General features: G+C 64.1%; 15 protein-coding genes. 9 read left to right on the top strand and 6 right to left on the bottom strand.

Annotation, left to right across the window (positions count from 1 at the left end; all coding sequences use genetic code 11):
* The first annotated feature begins 79 nt into the window (after positions 1-79).
* Positions 80-760 (top strand): hypothetical protein, encoded by a 681-nt coding sequence (locus NKJ23_RS14165; RefSeq protein WP_352680695.1) that lies wholly within the window; start codon positions 80-82, stop codon positions 758-760.
* A 71-nt stretch (positions 761-831) separates the two neighbouring features.
* On the opposite strand, the gene NKJ23_RS14160 is transcribed toward NKJ23_RS14165, so the two are convergent.
* The gene (locus tag NKJ23_RS14160) at positions 832-1,284 is read right to left on the bottom strand and encodes a nucleoside deaminase (RefSeq protein WP_352680694.1); all 453 of its coding nucleotides are present in this window, start codon (positions 1,282-1,284) and stop codon (positions 832-834) included.
* Positions 1,285-1,360: 76 nt separating this feature from the next.
* On the opposite strand from NKJ23_RS14160, the gene NKJ23_RS14155 reads away from it, so the two are divergent.
* The 5 genes from NKJ23_RS14155 (at position 1,361) to NKJ23_RS14135 (ending at position 7,837) form a co-directional block, all read left to right on the top strand.
* Positions 1,361-3,289 carry a pseudouridine synthase gene (locus NKJ23_RS14155; RefSeq protein ID WP_352680693.1) on the top strand — a complete coding sequence of 643 codons (1,929 nt, stop codon included), beginning with the start codon at positions 1,361-1,363 and terminating at the stop codon, positions 3,287-3,289.
* Complete coding sequence (gene rsmD, locus NKJ23_RS14150) at positions 3,270-3,824, top strand: 16S rRNA (guanine(966)-N(2))-methyltransferase RsmD (protein ID WP_352680692.1); 555 nt, start codon at positions 3,270-3,272, stop codon at positions 3,822-3,824. Before NKJ23_RS14155 ends, rsmD begins: the two co-directional genes overlap by 20 nt.
* Positions 3,825-3,921: 97 nt before the next feature.
* Positions 3,922-5,286 (top strand): M16 family metallopeptidase, encoded by a 1,365-nt coding sequence (locus NKJ23_RS14145; RefSeq protein ID WP_352680691.1) that lies wholly within the window; start codon positions 3,922-3,924, stop codon positions 5,284-5,286.
* Positions 5,287-5,452: 166 nt separating this feature from the next.
* The gene (locus tag NKJ23_RS14140; RefSeq protein WP_502902534.1) at positions 5,453-6,697 is read left to right on the top strand and encodes a M16 family metallopeptidase; all 1,245 of its coding nucleotides are present in this window, start codon (positions 5,453-5,455) and stop codon (positions 6,695-6,697) included.
* Positions 6,698-6,967: 270 nt separating this feature from the next.
* Positions 6,968-7,837: a patatin-like phospholipase family protein gene (locus tag NKJ23_RS14135; RefSeq protein ID WP_352475000.1), complete on the top strand. Its 870-nt coding sequence runs from the start codon at positions 6,968-6,970 to the stop codon at positions 7,835-7,837.
* Positions 7,838-7,926: 89 nt separating this feature from the next.
* On the opposite strand, the gene NKJ23_RS14130 is transcribed toward NKJ23_RS14135, so the two are convergent.
* Complete coding sequence (locus tag NKJ23_RS14130) at positions 7,927-8,823, bottom strand: MBL fold metallo-hydrolase (protein ID WP_352680689.1); 897 nt, start codon at positions 8,821-8,823, stop codon at positions 7,927-7,929.
* 147 nt (positions 8,824-8,970) lie between these two features.
* Here NKJ23_RS14130 and NKJ23_RS14125 point away from each other — a divergent pair, with 147 nt between their 5' ends.
* A complete protein-coding gene (locus NKJ23_RS14125; RefSeq protein ID WP_352680688.1) occupies positions 8,971-9,876 on the top strand; it encodes a LysR family transcriptional regulator in 906 nt (301 codons plus the stop codon).
* Between the two features lie 189 nt (positions 9,877-10,065).
* Here the strand turns inward: NKJ23_RS14125 and NKJ23_RS14120 are convergent, their stop codons facing one another.
* On the bottom strand, positions 10,066-10,608 hold the full coding sequence (locus NKJ23_RS14120; RefSeq protein ID WP_352680687.1) for a dihydrofolate reductase family protein: 543 nt from the start codon (positions 10,606-10,608) through the stop codon (positions 10,066-10,068).
* A gap of 230 nt (positions 10,609-10,838) precedes the next feature.
* Positions 10,839-12,569: an adenylate/guanylate cyclase domain-containing protein gene (locus tag NKJ23_RS14115; RefSeq protein WP_352680686.1), complete on the bottom strand. Its 1,731-nt coding sequence runs from the start codon at positions 12,567-12,569 to the stop codon at positions 10,839-10,841.
* A 476-nt stretch (positions 12,570-13,045) separates the two neighbouring features.
* On the opposite strand from NKJ23_RS14115, the gene NKJ23_RS14110 reads away from it, so the two are divergent.
* Together NKJ23_RS14110 and NKJ23_RS14105 are read left to right on the top strand one after the other, a co-directional pair.
* On the top strand, positions 13,046-13,915 hold the full coding sequence (locus tag NKJ23_RS14110; RefSeq protein ID WP_352680685.1) for an HNH endonuclease: 870 nt from the start codon (positions 13,046-13,048) through the stop codon (positions 13,913-13,915).
* Positions 13,916-14,261: 346 nt separating this feature from the next.
* On the top strand, positions 14,262-15,404 hold the full coding sequence (locus NKJ23_RS14105) for an MFS transporter (protein ID WP_352680802.1): 1,143 nt from the start codon (positions 14,262-14,264) through the stop codon (positions 15,402-15,404).
* A gap of 413 nt (positions 15,405-15,817) precedes the next feature.
* On the opposite strand, the gene NKJ23_RS14100 is transcribed toward NKJ23_RS14105, so the two are convergent.
* Entirely contained in the window at positions 15,818-16,231 is a 414-nt protein-coding gene (locus NKJ23_RS14100) for a curlin (protein ID WP_352453910.1), read from the bottom strand.
* 169 nt (positions 16,232-16,400) lie between these two features.
* Positions 16,401-16,802, bottom strand: a complete 402-nt coding sequence (csgH, locus tag NKJ23_RS14095) for a curli-like amyloid fiber formation chaperone CsgH (RefSeq protein ID WP_352542636.1) — start codon at positions 16,800-16,802, stop codon at positions 16,401-16,403.
* Positions 16,803-16,914: the final 112 nt, after the last annotated feature.

Here is a 16,914-nt window from a genome sequence, read left to right as displayed (position 1 = left end):
GAAGAGCGTAGGCGATGGGGACCGGACCTTTCTTTGGCCGGCGGCAATCGAGAGGCTGTCTACAGTGGGACTTTTTGGCATGACCGAGAGAACTTACGCGCGCGTTGCGCTGCTGGCGCCGCTTGTCGTATCGGGCCTCGCTTTGTCCGGCTGCATGGGCTCGCCCACTTACGGAACCGACAAGACCGCGGGCGCGCAGCTGGCTGGCGACCTCACCGGGGCTTTTTCCTTCGCACCCAAGCGCAAGGATAGTATCGACTACAAGCCGCGCCCCACGCTGGTGAAGCCGGGGCCGGGGCAGAAGGAAGTCTTGCCGCCGCCGCAGGAAAGCATCGAGACGGCGAGTGCCGAATGGCCCGAATCGCCGGAGCAGCGCCGTGCCCGCCTGCGCGCCGATGCCACCCTGCATCAGGACGACCCGGCCTACCAGGCGCAGGTCATCGATGACGTGCAGACGGATCCGGCGTCGGTCAAGGCCGCGCTGAAGCAGTCGGGCTCGAGCCACCCGCCAGCCTGGACTCCGGCCGATTCGGACAAGGCCCGCGCCGCGGAAATCATGCGCCGCCGGGCTGAAGGCAAACAGGGCGACCCGACCACTCGTAGATATCTGAGCGAGCCGCCGGTGCAATACCGCGCTGCCGCCGCCACCGCGCCGCAGGGTGACCTCGGCGAGGACGAGTACAAGAAGGAACGCCGCCTCAAGAGGGAGGCGGCCGCCAAGAGTAAGAGCGGCGGCATGTTCGACTGGCTGCCCTGGTAGGCTGACGGCGCCAGAGACTTTCTGGCCTGGATTGGTTGACTTGGATTCGGACCGTCTGCCGGACCAGAAAATCAGGGTCCGCGTCGCTCGCGAAAAAAGTCCTTCAGCAATGCTGCTGCTGCGTTCTCGGCAATGCCCGGATAGATGTCGGGCACATGGTGGCAGGTCGGTGACGTGAAGAAGCGAACGCCGTTGACCACTGCGCCGCCCTTCTCGTCGGCAGCGCCGAAATAAAGCCGGCGCAGCCTGGCGAAGGAGATGGCGCCGGCGCACATGGCGCACGGCTCCAGCGTCACATAGAGATCGTGGCCGCTGAGCCGCTCGCTGGAAAGCTTGCGGCAGGCCTCGCGGATCGCCAGCATCTCGGCATGGGCGGTCGGATCGGCAAACTCGCGGGTGCGGTTGCCGGCACTGGCAACGACCGTATCGCCGCCGACGACGACCGCGCCAACCGGCACTTCGCCACGCAGGGCGGCGGCTTCGGCTTCTTTCAGCGCCAGGGCCATGAAATCCTGCCGCTTCACGCGGTTTCCATTCCGATTATCTCCTCGCCACTAGAGCGCGATCCTGTTACTACCCGCGCAAACGAGCAAAGGCCACATGGACGACAAAAACAAGAAATTCCCCCGCAAGGCCGGCCCGAAGCCGGCAGGGACGCGCGGTCGCGATGGCGCTCCCGGCAAGGGCGGCAAGCCGCCCTTCGGCGCCAAAAAACCTTACGCTCCGCGCGGCGACCGGCCGGCGGCGGCCGAAGGCGAACGGCCGAAGCGCGACTTCAAAGGCGGCGACAGGCCGTTCAGCAAAGGGCCGCGTCCGGAAGGCAAGCCTTATGAACAGCGCGAGGGTCCACGCAAGCCTTATGCGCCGCGCGGCGACCGGCCGGCAGCTGCCGAAGGCGAGCAGCCGAAGCGCGACTTCAAAGGCGGCGACAGGCCGTTCAGCAAAGGGCCGCGTCCGGAGGGCACGCCTTATGAAAAGCGCGAAGGTCCGCGCAAGCCTTACGCACCGCGCGGCGACCGGCCAGCAGCTGCCGACAGCGAGCGCGGCGAGAGGCGCTTCGACCGTCCCAAGCGTGATTTTAGCGATCGTCCCAAGCGTAATTTTGGCGGCGATCGACCGCAAGGGGTACAAAGGGCACAGGCGGCATCGGAAGGCGGCTTCAAGCCGCGCCCGCGTCGCGTCGAGGCAACGGAAGAAGCCGGCGAACGCATTGCCAAGCGGCTGGCGCGTGCCGGCCTGGCCTCGCGCCGCGACGCCGAGGAACTGATTGCGGCCGGCCGCGTCAAGGTCAATGGCAAGGTGTTGTCCTCGCCGGCCTTCAACGTCATGCCCGGCGACATCATCCATCTCGACGGCATGGAGATCCCGCCGATCGAGCGCACCAGGCTGTTCCTGTTCCACAAGCCGGCCGGCGTGGTCACGACAAACCGCGATCCCGAAGGCCGCAAGACCGTCTTCGACGTGCTGCCGCCCGAGCTGCCGCGGCTGATGACTATCGGCCGGCTCGACATCAACACCGAAGGCCTGCTGCTGCTCACCAATGATGGCGGCCTGTCGCGCGTGCTCGAACTGCCGGCGACCGGCTGGTTGCGACGCTACCGCGTGCGCGTCCACGGCAAGGTCGAGGAAAGCGCGCTTGCCGGCCTGCGCGAAGGCATTGCCGTCGACGGCGTCTTTTACGGCGCCATCGAAGCGACGCTCGACCGCGAGCAGGGCTCGAACGCGTGGCTGACACTCGGCCTGCGCGAAGGCAAGAACCGCGAGGTCAGGAACATCCTGGGCGCGCTCGGTCTCGACGTGACGCGGCTGATCCGCATTTCCTACGGGCCGTTCCAGCTCGACGATTTACCGGAAGGCCATGTGCTGGAGATCAAGGGCCGCGTGCTGCGCGACCAGCTCGGCGAGCGCCTGGTCGAAGAGTCCGGCGCCAATTTCGATGCCGATATCGCCAAGCCGTTTTCCAACAAACCGGTCAGGCGTGAGCGCGAGGAGGAGCCCGAGCGGCCGAAATTCACCCGCGACGGCGAACGCCGGCCGATCGGCGAGGGCGGCCTGATCAAGAACCGCAAGCGGCGCGAGGGCAGCCGCGACGAAGCGCTCGGCAAGCTGTCGACAAGCCCTGACAGGAGCTTTGCGCCAAAAAAGAGCTTTGGCGAGCGTGGCCCCAGACCTGAACGCAGCGACTTCGGGGACAAACCCCGTGGCGATAAGCCTCGTGGCGGCTTCGGTGGGAAAAAATCCGAACGCGAGCAGCGGCCGATCGAGCCGCCGGGCCAGCGCAAGGCCAATGTCTGGATGGCGCCGGGCGCACGGCCGATCGGCAAGGGCAGGGCGGAGGCAGACGCCGCCAAGGCGGCAGAAAACAAGGCGCGCAAGGCATCGTTCAAGCCGTCTTACGGCAAGCCCGGCGGCAAGCCGCAAGGCGGCGGTGCAAAGCCGTTCGGCAAACCGCGCGGCGAGCGCCCGGATGGCGGTGGCGACCGGCCGCGCGGCGGCCCGAAAGGAAGCAATGCGGATCGTCGGCGGTGAGTTTCGCGGGCGTCCGCTGGCGACGCCCCGCACCTTTGCCATCCGCCCGACCACCGACCGCACGCGTGAGGCGGTCTTCAACGTGCTGGCGCATCGCTTTCCCGAAAGACTGGACGGCGCGCGCGTGCTCGACCTGTTCGCCGGCACCGGCGCGCTCGGCCTCGAAGCGCTGTCGCGCGGCGCCTCCTACGCTGTCTTCATCGAGGAATCCGCCGAAGGGCGCGGCCTGATCCGCACCAATGTCGAGGCCTTCGGCCTCACCGGCCGCTCCAAGATTTTCCGCCGCGACGCGACGGGCTTGGGCGAGGCGGGCACCATCGCCGCATTCGGCGTGGTCTTTGCCGATCCGCCCTATGGCAAAGGCCTTGGCGAACGCGCCTTGCGCTCGGCCAAGGCAGGCGGCTGGCTCGCCCCCGGCGCGCTATGCGTCGTCGAGGAAGCGGCGGCGGCGCCGTTCGAGGCAGGGCCGGGCTTTTCGGTTGTCGACGAGCGCAACTATGGCGAGACGGTCATCCGGTTCATCGAGGCCGCCTGAGTTCGGCTTCCACGATGGCGCCTTCAAAATGACGAACAATTCGCTTTGCCTCGACCAGCAACCCCGCCTATCGTCCCACTACAAACCGGAGCCATCTATGACATTTCAGGCTGAATGGCTGCGCGGAACGCTCTTGGGACTGGCTCTGGTGATGGCCGCGCCGGCTCTGGCGGATAACAATCCTGACGATGGCGTCGTCACCGATTTCCTGCTCGACAACGGCATGGAGATCGTCGTCATCCCCGATCACCGCGCCCCCATCGTCACCCATATGGTCTGGTACAAGATCGGCAGCGCCGACGAGCCGCCGGGCAAGTCCGGCATTGCCCATTTCTTCGAGCATCTGATGTTCAAGGCGACCAGCAACCATGCGGCGGGCGAGCTCGACCGTGCCGTCGCCGCCATCGGCGGCTCGGACAACGCCTTCACCTCCTACGACTACACCGCCTTTCACGAGACGGTGGTGCCGCAGGCGCTCGGTGAGATGATGGGCTTCGAGGCCGACCGCATGCGCAATCTCATCCTCAACGACGATGTCATCAAGACCGAGCGCGACGTCATCCTCGAGGAGCGCCGCTCGCGCATCGATAGCAATCCGCAGGCAGTGCTCGACGAGGAAATCGACGCCACGCTGTGGCAGAACCAGCCGTACCGCATTCCGGTCATCGGCTGGATGCAGGAGATGGAGAAGCTGAACCGCACCGACGCGATGGCCTTCTACAACAAATATTATACACCCAACAACGCCGTGCTGGTGGTGGCCGGCGATGTCGAGCCGGAAACGGTCAAGGCGCTGGCCGAAAAGACCTATGGCAAGATCGCGCGCGGCCCGGACTTGCCGCCGCGCATCCGCCCCGTCGAGCCCGAGCAGAACACCAGGCGCACGGTGACGCTGACCGACGGGCGCGTCAGCGTGCCGAGCTTTACCACGCAATGGGTGGTTCCGTCCTATCACACGGCAAAGCCCGGCGAAGCCGAAGCGCTCGACGTGCTGTCCGAAATCCTCGGCGGCGGCAACCGCAGCCGGCTCTACCAGGAGCTTGTCGTCAGGCAAGGCATCGCCGCCGAGGCCGGCGCCTTCTTCCAGGGCACCATGCTCGACGACACCAATTTCACCGTCTACGGCGCGCCGCGCGGCGATGCCAAGCTTGCCGACATCGAGGCCGCGGTCGACGCCGAGATCGCCCGCATCGCGAAAGACGGCGTCACCAGCGACGAGCTGGAAAAATCCAAGGACCGTTTCGTACGCTCGATGATCTTTGCCCGCGACAAGCAGGAGGACATGGCCAACATCTACGGCTCGACGCTCGCCACAGGCGGTAACGTCCAGAACGTCCAGCAATGGCCGGACCGCATCCGCAAGGTCACCGCCGACCAGGTCAAGGCGGTCGCTGCCCGCTATCTCAATCTCGACCACGCAACGACCGGCTATCTTCTGCCGCAAACCCAAGCTGGGAATTGATTTGATGATGAGCCAGCATGGTCCCGCTCTGCCTTCTCCCCTCGTGGGCTCCTCCCCTTCTCCCACAAGGGGAGAAGGGAAGCGCCCGCACGCCGGCCCTCTGCTAGCAACCCTGTTCCTCTCCCTTCTCTTTGTCATCCTGCCGGCGCTTTCCGCTCGCGCCGCCATGAACATCCAGGAGGTGACCTCGTCGAAGGGCATTGCCGCCTGGCTGGTGGAGGATTATTCGGTGCCGATCGTCGCTATCCGCTTCGTTTTCGATGGCGGCGCGACGCAGGATCCGCCCGGCAAGGAAGGGCTTGCCAATCTGATGAGCGGCCTGTTCGACGAAGGTGCCGGCAACCTCGACAGCGAGGCCTTCCAGATCAAGCTTGACGATGTCGGCGCCGAGATGAGCTTCGATGCGCAGCGCGACGGCATCTACGGCTCGATGCGCATGCTGGCCGAGCAGCGCGACGGCGCCTTCGACCTGTTGCGGGTGGCGGTCAACCAGCCGCGCTTCGACCAGGTGCCGATCGACCGCATCCGCGCGCAAATCCTGTCCGGCATCATCGCCAACGAGCGCGATCCCGACACGCTCGCCCAACGCAAATGGCTGGACGCGATCTACGGCAGGCATCCCTATGCGCGGCCCGACCAGGGCACCAGGCAAAGCATCGCGACGATCACGCCGGCCGATCTCAGCGCCTTCCACAAGGCAAGTTTCGCCCGTGACGGCCTGCATGTGGCGGTGGTCGGCGCCATCGACGCCGAGACGCTGAAGCAGAAGCTCGACCTGGTGTTCGGCAGCCTGCCGGAAAAGCAGGCGCTCACGCCCGTTCCCGACATCGACCTGAAGCTCGGCCAGCAGCTCGAGGTCGTTTACGACCAGCCGCAGGCCTCGCTGCAACTCGCCTATCCCGGCGTGAAGCGGAACGCGCCGGATTTCTTCGCCGCGGTGCTGATGAACGAGATCCTCGGCGGCGGCACCTTCACCTCGCGGCTGTTCGACGAGGTGCGCGAGAAGCGCGGCTTGGCCTACAGCGTCAGCTCCGACCTCGTCGACCACCAGCATTCCGAGGCGCTGTCCATCACCACCTCGACCCGCGCCGATAGGGCGGCCGAGACGCTGGCCGTGGTGCGCGACGTGATCAAGCGCATGGCCGAGGAGGGGCCGACCGAAGCCGAGCTGGCGGCGACCAAGAAATACATGATCGGCGCCTATGCCATCAACAATTTGAATTCCTCCGGCGCGATCGCCTCAACGCTGCTCGAGATTCAGCTCGGCAAGCTCGGCATCGACTACATGCAGCGCCGCGCCGCCCTAATAAACGCGGTGACGTTGGACCAGGTGAAAGCGGTGGCGAAAAAGCTGCTCTCCGCCGAGCCGGCCGTCATGGTGGTCGGGCCGAAGCTGGGAAGCAAGGGATGAGCCCACTTTTCCCGCACTGGCCTGCGCCGGTTGGCTCCCCCTTCTCCCCTTGTGGGAGAAGGTGTCGCCGAAGGCGACGGATGAGGGGTGCTCCAGCTTGGCATCGACCGAGCTCCGTCCAACACCCCTCAACCGTCTCGGCGCTCCGCGCCGATCCACCTTCTCCCACAAGGGGAGAAGGAAAGACGCGCCACGGACGCAAACTGCCGACAATCCGGGCGAGGGGGCATTTGCCCAAATTCGACAGCTCCGCCACATGGGGCACCCAAAATGGCGCCTAGCTTCGGCATCGCCTTTGGCGGCGGCGGGGCGCGTGGGCTGGCGCATATCCATGTTATCGAGGCGCTGGACGAGCTGGGCATAAGGCCGGCAGCAATCGCCGGCTCGTCGATCGGCGCCATCATGGGCGCCGGCATGGCCTCGGGCATGACCGGCAAGGACATCCACGACTATACGCGCTCGATCCTCGGCCGCCGCGCCGAAGTGGCGACGCGCATGTGGCGGGCGCGGCCCGGCACTTTTGCCGAGGCGATGCAGGGCGGCCTGCGGGTCAGCCAGTTCAATGTCGAGCGCATCCTCAAGGCGTTCCTGCCCGACGCCATTCCCGAGACCTTCGCCGAATTGAAGATACCGCTGAAGGTGACGGCAACGGACTTTTATGGCCACAAGCTCGCCGTGTTCGACGAAGGCGAGCTGCATTCGGCGCTGGCCGCCTCGGCGGCGATCCCGGCGGTGTTCCGTCCGGTGATGCGCGACGGCAGGCTGCTGATCGACGGCGGCATCTACAATCCCGTGCCGTTCGACCTGATCGAGCTCGACGCCGACATCATCATCGCCGTCGACGTGGTCGGCGCGCCGACCGAGGCCGGCCGCAAATTTCCGACCTCCGTCGACCTGATGTTCGGCGCCACGCAGCTGATGATGCAGTCGATCATCGCCAGCAAGCTGAACCAGAGCCGGCCCGACATTCTGATCCGGCCGGCCGTCTCGAAATACCGGGTGCTCGATTTCATGAAGGTCGAGGCGCTGATGGCCGAGACGGTGGCGATCAAGGACGAGCTGAAGCGCGAGATCGAGAAGGCGGTGGAGGCCCGGGCCAAGGCCGAAGCCAGCAAGCGCACCAACCGTCTCGGCGGATGACCGTAATCAAGCGTCCGGCGTCAGCGCCCGCTGGACCATGAGCGTATCCTTCGTAAGTGGCGCGGATCAGCTCGCGATTGGCGGCCATCTCAGCCCCACTTCATCTCGCCGGTGGCAACCTTGGAGCCGATGTCGAGCGCGACGCCCATGCCGAGGCCGGGGAAGCGGGCTTCCATGGCGCTCTTCAGTGCGGCCGCGTCCTTGGCCTTGGCCAGTTCTTCCTCGAAGGCGATGAGATAGGTCTTGGTGTGCTCGACGCCTGAAAGGTCCGTAGCGGCCTCAGGCGTCATGTGCCCGGGCACGACGATTGCCGGCTTGCGCGCCGCGATCTTTTCGAGATTGGCGAGCCAGGCGGCGCGCAGTTCCCTGGTCGGCGTGTCGGCGGTCCAGACATGCACGCCGGCAAAGATCATCACCCCGCCGAACACCGCATTCAGCGACGGCACGAAGAGATAGCGCCGGTTGGCGAGGCCTTCCGCGGCGACGATCTCGATGGTCTCGCCATCGACGCTGAGCGTCTTGCCGTCGAATGCTTCGGGGATGACGACGTCGGCCAGCGCCTGCGGGCCATTCTCCTTGAGTTGCGGCCCCCAGACGGCGAGCTTCTTTTCGACATTGCCGTTGATGGCGGCCACCGTCTCGGCCGCGGCGATCACCCGTGCCTGCGGGAACGCCTGCTTGATCGGCTTGAGGCCGAAATAATAGTCCGGGTCGGACTGGCTGACATAGATGGTGGTGAGCGTCTTGCCGGTCGCCTTGATCGCCTCGGCCACGGCCCGGCCGTCGGGGTAAGTGAAACCGCCATCGATCAGCACGGCTTCGGCGGCGCCGGAGACCAGCACCGGGGCGCGGAAGAAGCCGTTTTGCCCGGCGGGGAAATGTTTCCAGGAAAGCCCGCCTGCCGCATGGCCAAGCCCGGCGGGAGCAAAGACCGCGGCAGCGCCGGCGGCGAGGGTGGTTTTCATGATGGCTCTCCGTGTGAACATGGATGTCTCCTGGGAATGCGGAACTCGGCGGCGCGCGGCCTCGATGCCCGCAAGATGGCAAAAGCGGAATGCGTATTGAAGGCCGACAAAATAGACGTAATGTATGCCATTGCCTGACAATGAGACTGCCTCTGCCATGAGCGAAGCATGAACCTGAACCGGCTGGCCTATTTCGCGGCGGTGGTCGATGCCGGCTCGTTCACGCGGGCCGCCGAGCGGCTGGGCATCACCAAGGCTGTGGTCAGCCAGCAGGTGGCGCGGCTGGAGCGCGATGTCGGAACGACGCTGCTGATCCGCACGACGCGGCGCGTCCATCCGACCGAGGCCGGCCGAACGTTCCATGCCCGCTGCCTGCAGGTCCTGCAGCAGGCCGAGGATGCATTCGACGAGCTCGCGCAGGCCGCCGCCGAGCCGACTGGCACGCTGCGCATCGCCGCGTCCAACGACTACGGCACATCGGCGGTGGTGCCGGTGGTCGCCGCCTTCAGCGCGCGCTATCCCGCCTGCCGGGTGGAGCTGACACTGGGCGACGAGACGATCGACCTGGTTTCCGGCCACATCGACGTGGCCATCCGCGTCGGCTGGCTGGCCGATTCCAGCCTGCAGGCCCGGCGCATCGGCACCTTCCAACAATTCATGGTATGCGGCGCCGGCTTTGCAGGCCGGTTCACCGCCGGCGAACCGCAAGACCTTGCCGGGCTGCCCTTCGTCGCCAACATGGCGCTGCGCGAACCGCTGCTATGGCAATTTTCGCGCGGCGATGACGAGCAGCAGGCCGTGCGCATGCAGGCAACGATTTCGATCGACGCAACGCCGGCAGTGCTGGCAGCGGTCCGCGCCGGCGCCGGCCTGTCGGTGCTGCCGGACTTTTTGGTGCGGGACGAACTGGCCGCCGGGCGGCTGGTGCAGATCCTGCCCGAGTGGCGGCTGCCCTCCGGCGGCATCTACACAGTCTACCCCGCCGCCCGCTTCCGCCCGCCCAAGGTGACGAGGTTTGTCGAGATGCTGATCGCGGCCGAGCAGAAGCTGGAGGCAGGCGGGCGGGGGCGGTAGCTTGGGTGAGGCGCTGATGGCCGAAGCTGCGATCTCCCCCCTTGAGGGGGAGATGGCCGGCAGGCCAGAGGGGGGCGGTTCGACCGGGCGCGGCCTCCCTCTTGCGTCGGTAGGGGTTGGCGCATTACGCGAGACGACCCCCTGTGCCCTGCCGGGCATCTCCCCCTCGAGGGGGGAGATTGGCCGTCATCACGGCTTGCCTATCCCAGCCGCATACTCCAGCGCCACCACGCCGTTGCTGAACTGCCTGGCGGAGACCAGCTCGAGCGGCAATTGTGCGCCGGGCGGGAACAGCAGCTTGCCCTGGCCGACGGCACCGGGGTAGCTGAGCAGCCTAATGCGGTCGACAAGGCCATGGCGCAGCAATTCCTGCGCGACGCTGAGGCTGCCATGCACATAGATGTTGCCGCCGCTGCCTTGCTTCAGCCCTCTGACGGCGTCCGGCAACGCGCCTTGCAGCAGCTCGGCCGGCTGCCAGTCGAGCGCCTGCAAGCTGGTCGAGGCGATATATTTCGGCAGCGCGTTGAACCGGTCGGCGAAGTCTCCGGTCTCCTTGGGCCACGAGCCGGCAAAGATCTCATAGGTCCTGCGCCCCAACAGCATGGCGCCGCTGTCGGCAAGCTCGTCCTCCTTGAACTTTTGCATCTCATCGTTCCAGGCCACGCTCGGCAGCTTCTCGACCTCGGCAATGCCATCGACGCTGATGAATTCGGTGATGATGAGTTTTCTCATGGCGGGTTCCTTTCTGGCAAGGCCGAATGGCGCGGGCCCTATGCGACATGCGCCGTCAACTAGCGCGGCGCTTTTTCAGGGGGAGGGTTTTCCCTGTTCGCTTCCAAAGACCGATACCGTGGGAAAAGCTTCTCCGACCTGCCCGTCGTTCGGTCATGCCACAAGGTCCGCATCGGGGCCGGTCTTTTTTGCCTGTCCCAGATTGGCTCTGGGTCGTAGTCACGGGCTGGCTACAGGTGGGCAATACCGGCTTTCAGCAGTCCTTCGCGGACGTGCTGCACATCAGACTCCTGGGCAAAGTGCAGGGTGGCGATAAATGAATCGAGGTCGAATTGGGGATCGAGCGTTCTGATCTTGCCCAGATGCGCCGCGGCCGCGATTTCGTCGCCGAGCCAGCCGTAGCAGGCAGCGGCGAAAGCGTGCTGAGCCGAGTCCATGGTTGACAGATGCATGAAAGCTTCGATCGCCTCGCCATACTGGCGCGCGGCGAAATGCGCCTTTCCCAGATGGCTCCAGAACCTCTCCGGGTGGTGCGGGTTCAACTGCATTGCCTTGCGGATCCATTCAATTCCCTCTTCCGGCCTCCCCAGCCACGTCAATAACTCGCCTTGCTGCACCACCACGAGGTCGTAATTGGGATTGAGGGCCAGCGCCCGCTCTTGATGGTAGCGCGCAGTGGTCAGCTCATTGTTGTTCACGTTCACTGCCGCGAGAATGCGGTGGACATCGGCATCGTTGTTGTCCAGCGCCAGCGCCCTGTCCAGCGCTGCCATAATGTTGTTCCAGACGTCATCCCTGTCTTCGCACCAGTTATGGACCCAGGCCTGGCCAAGAATGCAGGCCCGCCAGGCATGGGCATGGGCATAATCGGGGTCGAGCGCGACGGCCCTTTCGATCAAGGTTTGCGCGCGTTCATTATCCGCAATCGTGCTTCGGTGATGCAGCACCTTGGCAGCAAGCACACATTCATACGCGGCCATGTTTGCAGGTTTCGCCCGCGCGAGCTGGTCCCGCTGAGCCGCCTCGACACGACCGGGCAGCGTAGCTGCGATCGCCGCGGTCACCTCATCCTGAATCGCGAATATGTCGTCCAGCTTCCGGTCATATTTGTCCGCCCAAATATGAGCGTCATTCGCCGTGTCGATGAGCTGAACCGTCACGCGCACCCTGTCGCCGATCTTGCGGACGCTTCCCTCCACTAGGTATTGGACGGTGAGTTTCTCGGCCACCTCGCGCACATTCACGGCGCGGTTCTTGTAGACGAAGCTGGAATTGCGCGAGATGACGAACAGCTCATGGTGGCGGGACAGTTCGGTGATGATGTCCTCGGTCAGTCCGTCCGCGAAAAATTCCTGCTCGGGGTCGCCGCTCATGTTGGTGAATGGCAGCACCACTATCGAAGGTTTCGAGATGGATCGCTTCGCCTCGACTTCCGGCAGGACAGAACTATCAAACCCAACGCGATAGAGGCGAACCGGGCGGCTGATGTTCTTTAACGTCTTCTCGCCCAGGTCCTCCATGGCAATTTCGAGACGGTCGGCAATTTGGGTCGCCACCGCTGCGGTCACGCAGATACCGCCGACGTCGGCGAGTTGCTCGATACGCGAGGCAATATTGACGCCGTCGCCGAAAATGTCCTCATCGTCGAAAATGATGTCACCGAGATTTATGCCGATCCTGAATTCGATACGCCGTTCTTGCGGCACATCCGAATTGCGCCGTTTCATGCGCTGTTGGATCTCCACGGCGCATTTCACGGCATCGGTCACGCTCTGGAACTCAACGAGCATGCCGTCTCCGGTGGTTTTGATGATCCGGCCCTTGTTCTTCGCGATGGCGGGATCGACCAGTTCTATGCGATGGGTCCGAAGGCGTGCGAGCGTGCCGGATTCGTCGGCCTCCATCAGCCGACTGTAGCCCGCCATATCGGCAGCCAGAATTGCGGCTAGTCTCTGTTCCATCACTTGAACCAAAAACCAAGCCTATCCTTCCTGGGCTGCCAAATCCAGCAATTTGGGCTTGTGGCTGAATCAAGACGTCTTCTACGCAGCAGCAACAAAGGGCGGATCAAACCTTCCGCCTTCCGCCAGGTGGCTGCGAACTCGATCGCATCAATCGCGGGAGAGCGACGCCATTCGGCGCGCCAGGCCACGCTCGGCAGCTTCTCGACCTCGGCGATCCGTCGAGGCTGATGAATTCGGTGACGATGAGTTTTCGCATGGCGGGTTCCTTTCTGTCGGGACGGGCCGTGCGGGTCTTGTGCGAACTGCACCGTCAACTAGCGCCGCGCATTTTCAAGGGGAGGGCTTTCCCTATTCGCTTATTCGCTCCCAAAGACCGATACTGTGGGGAAAAACTTCTCCGACCTGGACTAAGCTCCCAAGATCGGATTGGTATCTGAGGCAGATATCTCCAAAAAACGAACTGTAAAAAGATCATGGGATTCGGGGTCTTCATTCACCGGTCAGATTCGATCTACAACGACCGCCCCGCTGAGCAATACCAGTTTCCTAGCCAGTATCTGCGCCGCGTCGAAGCATGCGTAGGCGACTGGATCATCTATTATGAGCCCAGCAAGGTAGAAGAGAGCCGCGGCTATTTCGCCATAGCCAAAGTCCAACAGGTCATCCCCGATCCTGCGAAGCCTGACATGTACCTCGCTCTGATTGAGCCCGGGACCTATCTCGACTTCGCCAATCCTGTTTCGTTCAACGGGGCGAATGGCATCGTGGAGAAGAGTGTACTCAACGAGGAAGGACGGATTTCCGGTCGCGCCCAATCTGCCGTCCGCCCAATCGGTCTAAGTGACTTCAACCGCATTATCGATCTCGGCCTGGGCAGCAATGAGTCGTTGCTGCCGCGCGTTGATGAGATCGGGACGTCGCTTGGCTTTCAAGACGAGCAGGCGCCATTTGAGTTGGAGCAGAGCCGTGATCGCGTGAGTTACATCGCGTCGCGAATCGTGCGGGATCGTATTTTTCGCCGCATCGTCTTGCGCGCCTATGATGAGCGCTGTGCGATCACGGGACTCAAGTTGATAAACGGCGGCGGCCGAGCGGAGGTCTCCGCCGCGCATGTTCGACCGGTTGAAGCCAATGGTCCCGATATCATCAACAATGGGATCGCATTGTCCGGCACCGCGCATTGGATGTTCGATCGCGGGTTGATCAGCCTATCCGACGATTTGGAAATCATGATCTCCCGGCAGGTCAACGATCTCGACAGCGTGCAGGGATTCATAAACAAAACCGGTCGAGCACTTACGCCCAGTCGACATTTTGAACGCCCGCATCCTCATTTCCTATAATGGCACCGCGAGCACTGCTACAAGCAGTGAAAGCACCGTCGGCGTGGGAGCGTGTTGGTGGGCACTTCTGACTCGTCGGAGGCCTTCATTCTCTCGTTGCGAATGGCAGCAATGCGCCCCTTCCTGGACATTACCAAAGCAAGACCACGGGGAATTCTGACCCACGTCCCGAATTCATGGCCTTCGTCTCGCTGGAATGTCTAACGCGACTCCGTCATGATGTCCCAGCCCTGTCGAGCGACGCTGCCAAAGCCGTTGACGCCAACGCAGGTGATGAGGGCAGGCTAGACCAGTGCAGCAGATCCGCCCGGCGACTTTTCTTTTTGCGGCCCGAGCCCTGCGCGACATGGGCGATGGCTTCGTGGCCGTTCTGTTGCCGGTCTATCTCCTCGCATTAGGCTTCGCGCCTCTGCAGGTCGGCATCATTGCAACCGGATCGCTGCTCGGTTCAGCGCTCTTGACCATCGCCGTCGGACTCCTTGGTGCCCGACACGATCACCGCCAACTCCTGCTTGCCGCCGCCAGTCTGATGGTGGCCACGGGTGTGGCCTTTGCTGTGGTCCACGACTACGCGCTGCTTTTGGTGATCGCCTTCGCAGGCACCATCAACCCGTCGGCCGGCAGCGTCAGCGTGTTCGTGCCCTTAGAGCATGCCGTCCTCACACGCGAAGTCACCGACGCCGCGCGGACCAAGATGTTCGCGCGCTACAGCCTTGTGGGTGCGCTCGCAGCCGCGGTTGGCGCGCTCGCTTCGGCAACCCCTGATCTTCTGGCTCCAGCCGGCCTCGACCAACTCACCGGCATCAAGGCGATGTTCGTGCTCTATGCGTTGCTGGGCCTGCTCGGCGGTCTCCTTTACGCGCAGATCCCGCAGCGCCGTCCAACGTCGGACTCCGGCAGCACGTCCGCGCTTGGCCCCTCGCGGAATATCGTTTTCAGGCTTGCGGCCCTTTTTAGCCTTGATGCCTTTGCCGGCGGCTTCCTCGTCCAGTCGCTGCTTGCCCTGTGGCTTTTCGAAAAATTCGACCTGTCGCTTTCGGAAGCGGGCTTTTTCTTCTTCTGGTCCGGCGTGCTTTCGGCGTTCTCATTCCCCGTTGCCGCCTGGCTGTCGCGGCACATCGGACTCATCAACACGATGGTGTTCACACACATTCCGTCCAGCATCGCCCTGATGCTGGCGGCGCTTGCGCCGACGCTCCCTCTGGCCCTCGCCCTGCTGCTGATCCGTGCCGCGCTTTCGCAGATGGACGTCCCGACGCGCTCATCTTACGTCATGGCGGTCGTCACGGAGGCGGAGCGGGCAGCCGCCGCGAGCTTCACATCGGTACCGCGCAGTTTGGCTGCCGCAGCCAGTCCCGCCCTGGCGGGCGCTCTGTTCGCTGCCTCGTTCCGGGCTTGGCCCCTGATCATCTGCGGTGCACTGAAGATCGCTTACGATCTGCTGCTGCTGATGCAGTTTCGGCACCTCAAGCCGCCGGAGGAACGGTGATGCAGCCGCCGGTTTGGGGTGTTTGACCAGGATGGGTCAATCGCGAAGGAAAACGTTGGAAAGTTGTCGATCACTTCCGGCTGTCGCGGAGCGTGAAATGTCGCCTCGCTTCCTCGTGACATTGTCTGCCGCACTTTATCTGACATCATCGGTGTTTGCCGGGGCAGGATCACCCGTTCCGTCGAACGTCTGCTATGCGTGGAAAAGCCGCTGCAGAAGGTCCGCATCGGTGAAGGTTTTTCGATGTGGGCCGCAGCGCGAGGGGTGCGGGCTGGGTCGACATCGGCCCGCGTTGAAAAACCTCCCAAGGAGGAAGCCGCGGGGTCATCTTCGGCTCTGCCGAGATGTTCGGCCCGAATGATTGGGTCGCGCGCAAGGGGATCGAGTCCCGCTCGCGCCCCGATTATCGGCCGTTACCAGCCGTAGCTGAAGATGGCGCCGCCACCACCGTCGCCGTTCTGCACGACATTCGCCTCGGTGTTCCTTCCGAACTGGAAAATACCGTAGGCGTTGTCGTTGCCGTTCTGCCTCAGGATGGCGGAATGGCCGTTGCCCTCCTGATGGATGATGCCCAGATTGCCGCGGCCGTTCCGGCCGAGGCCAGCAGCATTACCGTGTCCGGACTGACGGATTCTGGCGCCGTGCAGGCCGCGATACTTCGAATAGACGCGCAGGCCGGTCGCCAGGGCGCCGGCGTCGCGGGCGTTGGCAGGAGCAAATGTCACCGACACCCAGCCTCCTGCGTAGGCCGGTGCGGACAGCGCCACCTGGCCGATGCTGCCGGCAACGAGAGCGGCAGTAAGGGTTATGAACATATTGCGGGTCATCTTGGTCTTCATTTCCGGCTGCCTCAGCCTATGGCCAACCTTCCCGAATTGCGGCTGAACCATCCCGGAACCCGTCGTTCAGCTGTCGTTCAGTCATTTTTCCCGGCTCGGCACACATAGAAAAGGGCGCCGAACGCCGACGCCCTTTTTCGTGAACTGGCCGGTGCGATCAGGTCGCGCCGCCGACCCGCGCGGCGCAGCCGATGCTCTTGCCATCGACCGCAACTTCGAGCTTGGCGTCGTAAACGCCGGCCTTTGCGTCGAGCGTGACAGCGCCGAGCGTAGCTGGCTTGCCGGGCGCGGCGCTGAAGGCGCCGCCCTGCTCGATGCTGGTGCCGCCGGTGCGACCGGTGCTTTCGACATGGAAGGAATAGGTGCCACTCACGTTTCTGTCGGCATAGGCAAGCGCCTCAAGCAAGACCATGCCCCCTTCCGGCGTGGCGCGGATCTCGCAGCGCACCGGCCCAACGGACTGGTCGGCGGTGGCCATGGTCGCCAGCGCGCCGGCCGGGACCAGGACCAGGGCGAGTGCCGCCATGACGCGGCGGGAATGCTTGACGATGCGGGGCATGGTTCGTCTCCTTGGCTTGGCTAGCGGCGGGCCCCGGAAAATTTACCCGGCCCCCGGGCGGTTGCGTGGTTTTTGGGCGGGCGGGGCGCAAACAGCGCCAATTGACCCGGCC

The sequence above is a fragment of the Mesorhizobium sp. M0184 genome (assembly GCF_040322215.1).
In the GTDB taxonomy this organism is placed as follows: domain Bacteria; phylum Pseudomonadota; class Alphaproteobacteria; order Rhizobiales; family Rhizobiaceae; genus Mesorhizobium.
The sequence above is the reverse complement of the archived record's forward strand: the minus strand, read 5'-3'. Positions and strand labels throughout refer to the sequence as shown.

Coding starts and splice junctions, on each gene's coding strand:
- NKJ23_RS14135 (WP_352475000.1), top strand. CDS start 6,968: ATGGCGCCTAGCTTCGGCATCGCCTTTGGCGGCGGCGGGGCGCGTGGG.
- csgH (WP_352542636.1), bottom strand. CDS start 16,802: ATGCCCCGCATCGTCAAGCATTCCCGCCGCGTCATGGCGGCACTCGCC.
- NKJ23_RS14110 (WP_352680685.1), top strand. CDS start 13,046: ATGGGATTCGGGGTCTTCATTCACCGGTCAGATTCGATCTACAACGAC.
- NKJ23_RS14130 (WP_352680689.1), bottom strand. CDS start 8,823: ATGTTCACACGGAGAGCCATCATGAAAACCACCCTCGCCGCCGGCGCT.
- NKJ23_RS14120 (WP_352680687.1), bottom strand. CDS start 10,608: ATGAGAAAACTCATCATCACCGAATTCATCAGCGTCGATGGCATTGCC.
- NKJ23_RS14140 (WP_502902534.1), top strand. CDS start 5,453: ATGAACATCCAGGAGGTGACCTCGTCGAAGGGCATTGCCGCCTGGCTG.
- NKJ23_RS14155 (WP_352680693.1), top strand. CDS start 1,361: ATGGACGACAAAAACAAGAAATTCCCCCGCAAGGCCGGCCCGAAGCCG.
- NKJ23_RS14165 (WP_352680695.1), top strand. CDS start 80: ATGACCGAGAGAACTTACGCGCGCGTTGCGCTGCTGGCGCCGCTTGTC.
- NKJ23_RS14100 (WP_352453910.1), bottom strand. CDS start 16,231: ATGACCCGCAATATGTTCATAACCCTTACTGCCGCTCTCGTTGCCGGC.
- rsmD (WP_352680692.1), top strand. CDS start 3,270: ATGCGGATCGTCGGCGGTGAGTTTCGCGGGCGTCCGCTGGCGACGCCC.
- NKJ23_RS14115 (WP_352680686.1), bottom strand. CDS start 12,569: ATGGAACAGAGACTAGCCGCAATTCTGGCTGCCGATATGGCGGGCTAC.
- NKJ23_RS14105 (WP_352680802.1), top strand. CDS start 14,262: ATGGGCGATGGCTTCGTGGCCGTTCTGTTGCCGGTCTATCTCCTCGCA.
- NKJ23_RS14145 (WP_352680691.1), top strand. CDS start 3,922: ATGACATTTCAGGCTGAATGGCTGCGCGGAACGCTCTTGGGACTGGCT.
- NKJ23_RS14125 (WP_352680688.1), top strand. CDS start 8,971: ATGAACCTGAACCGGCTGGCCTATTTCGCGGCGGTGGTCGATGCCGGC.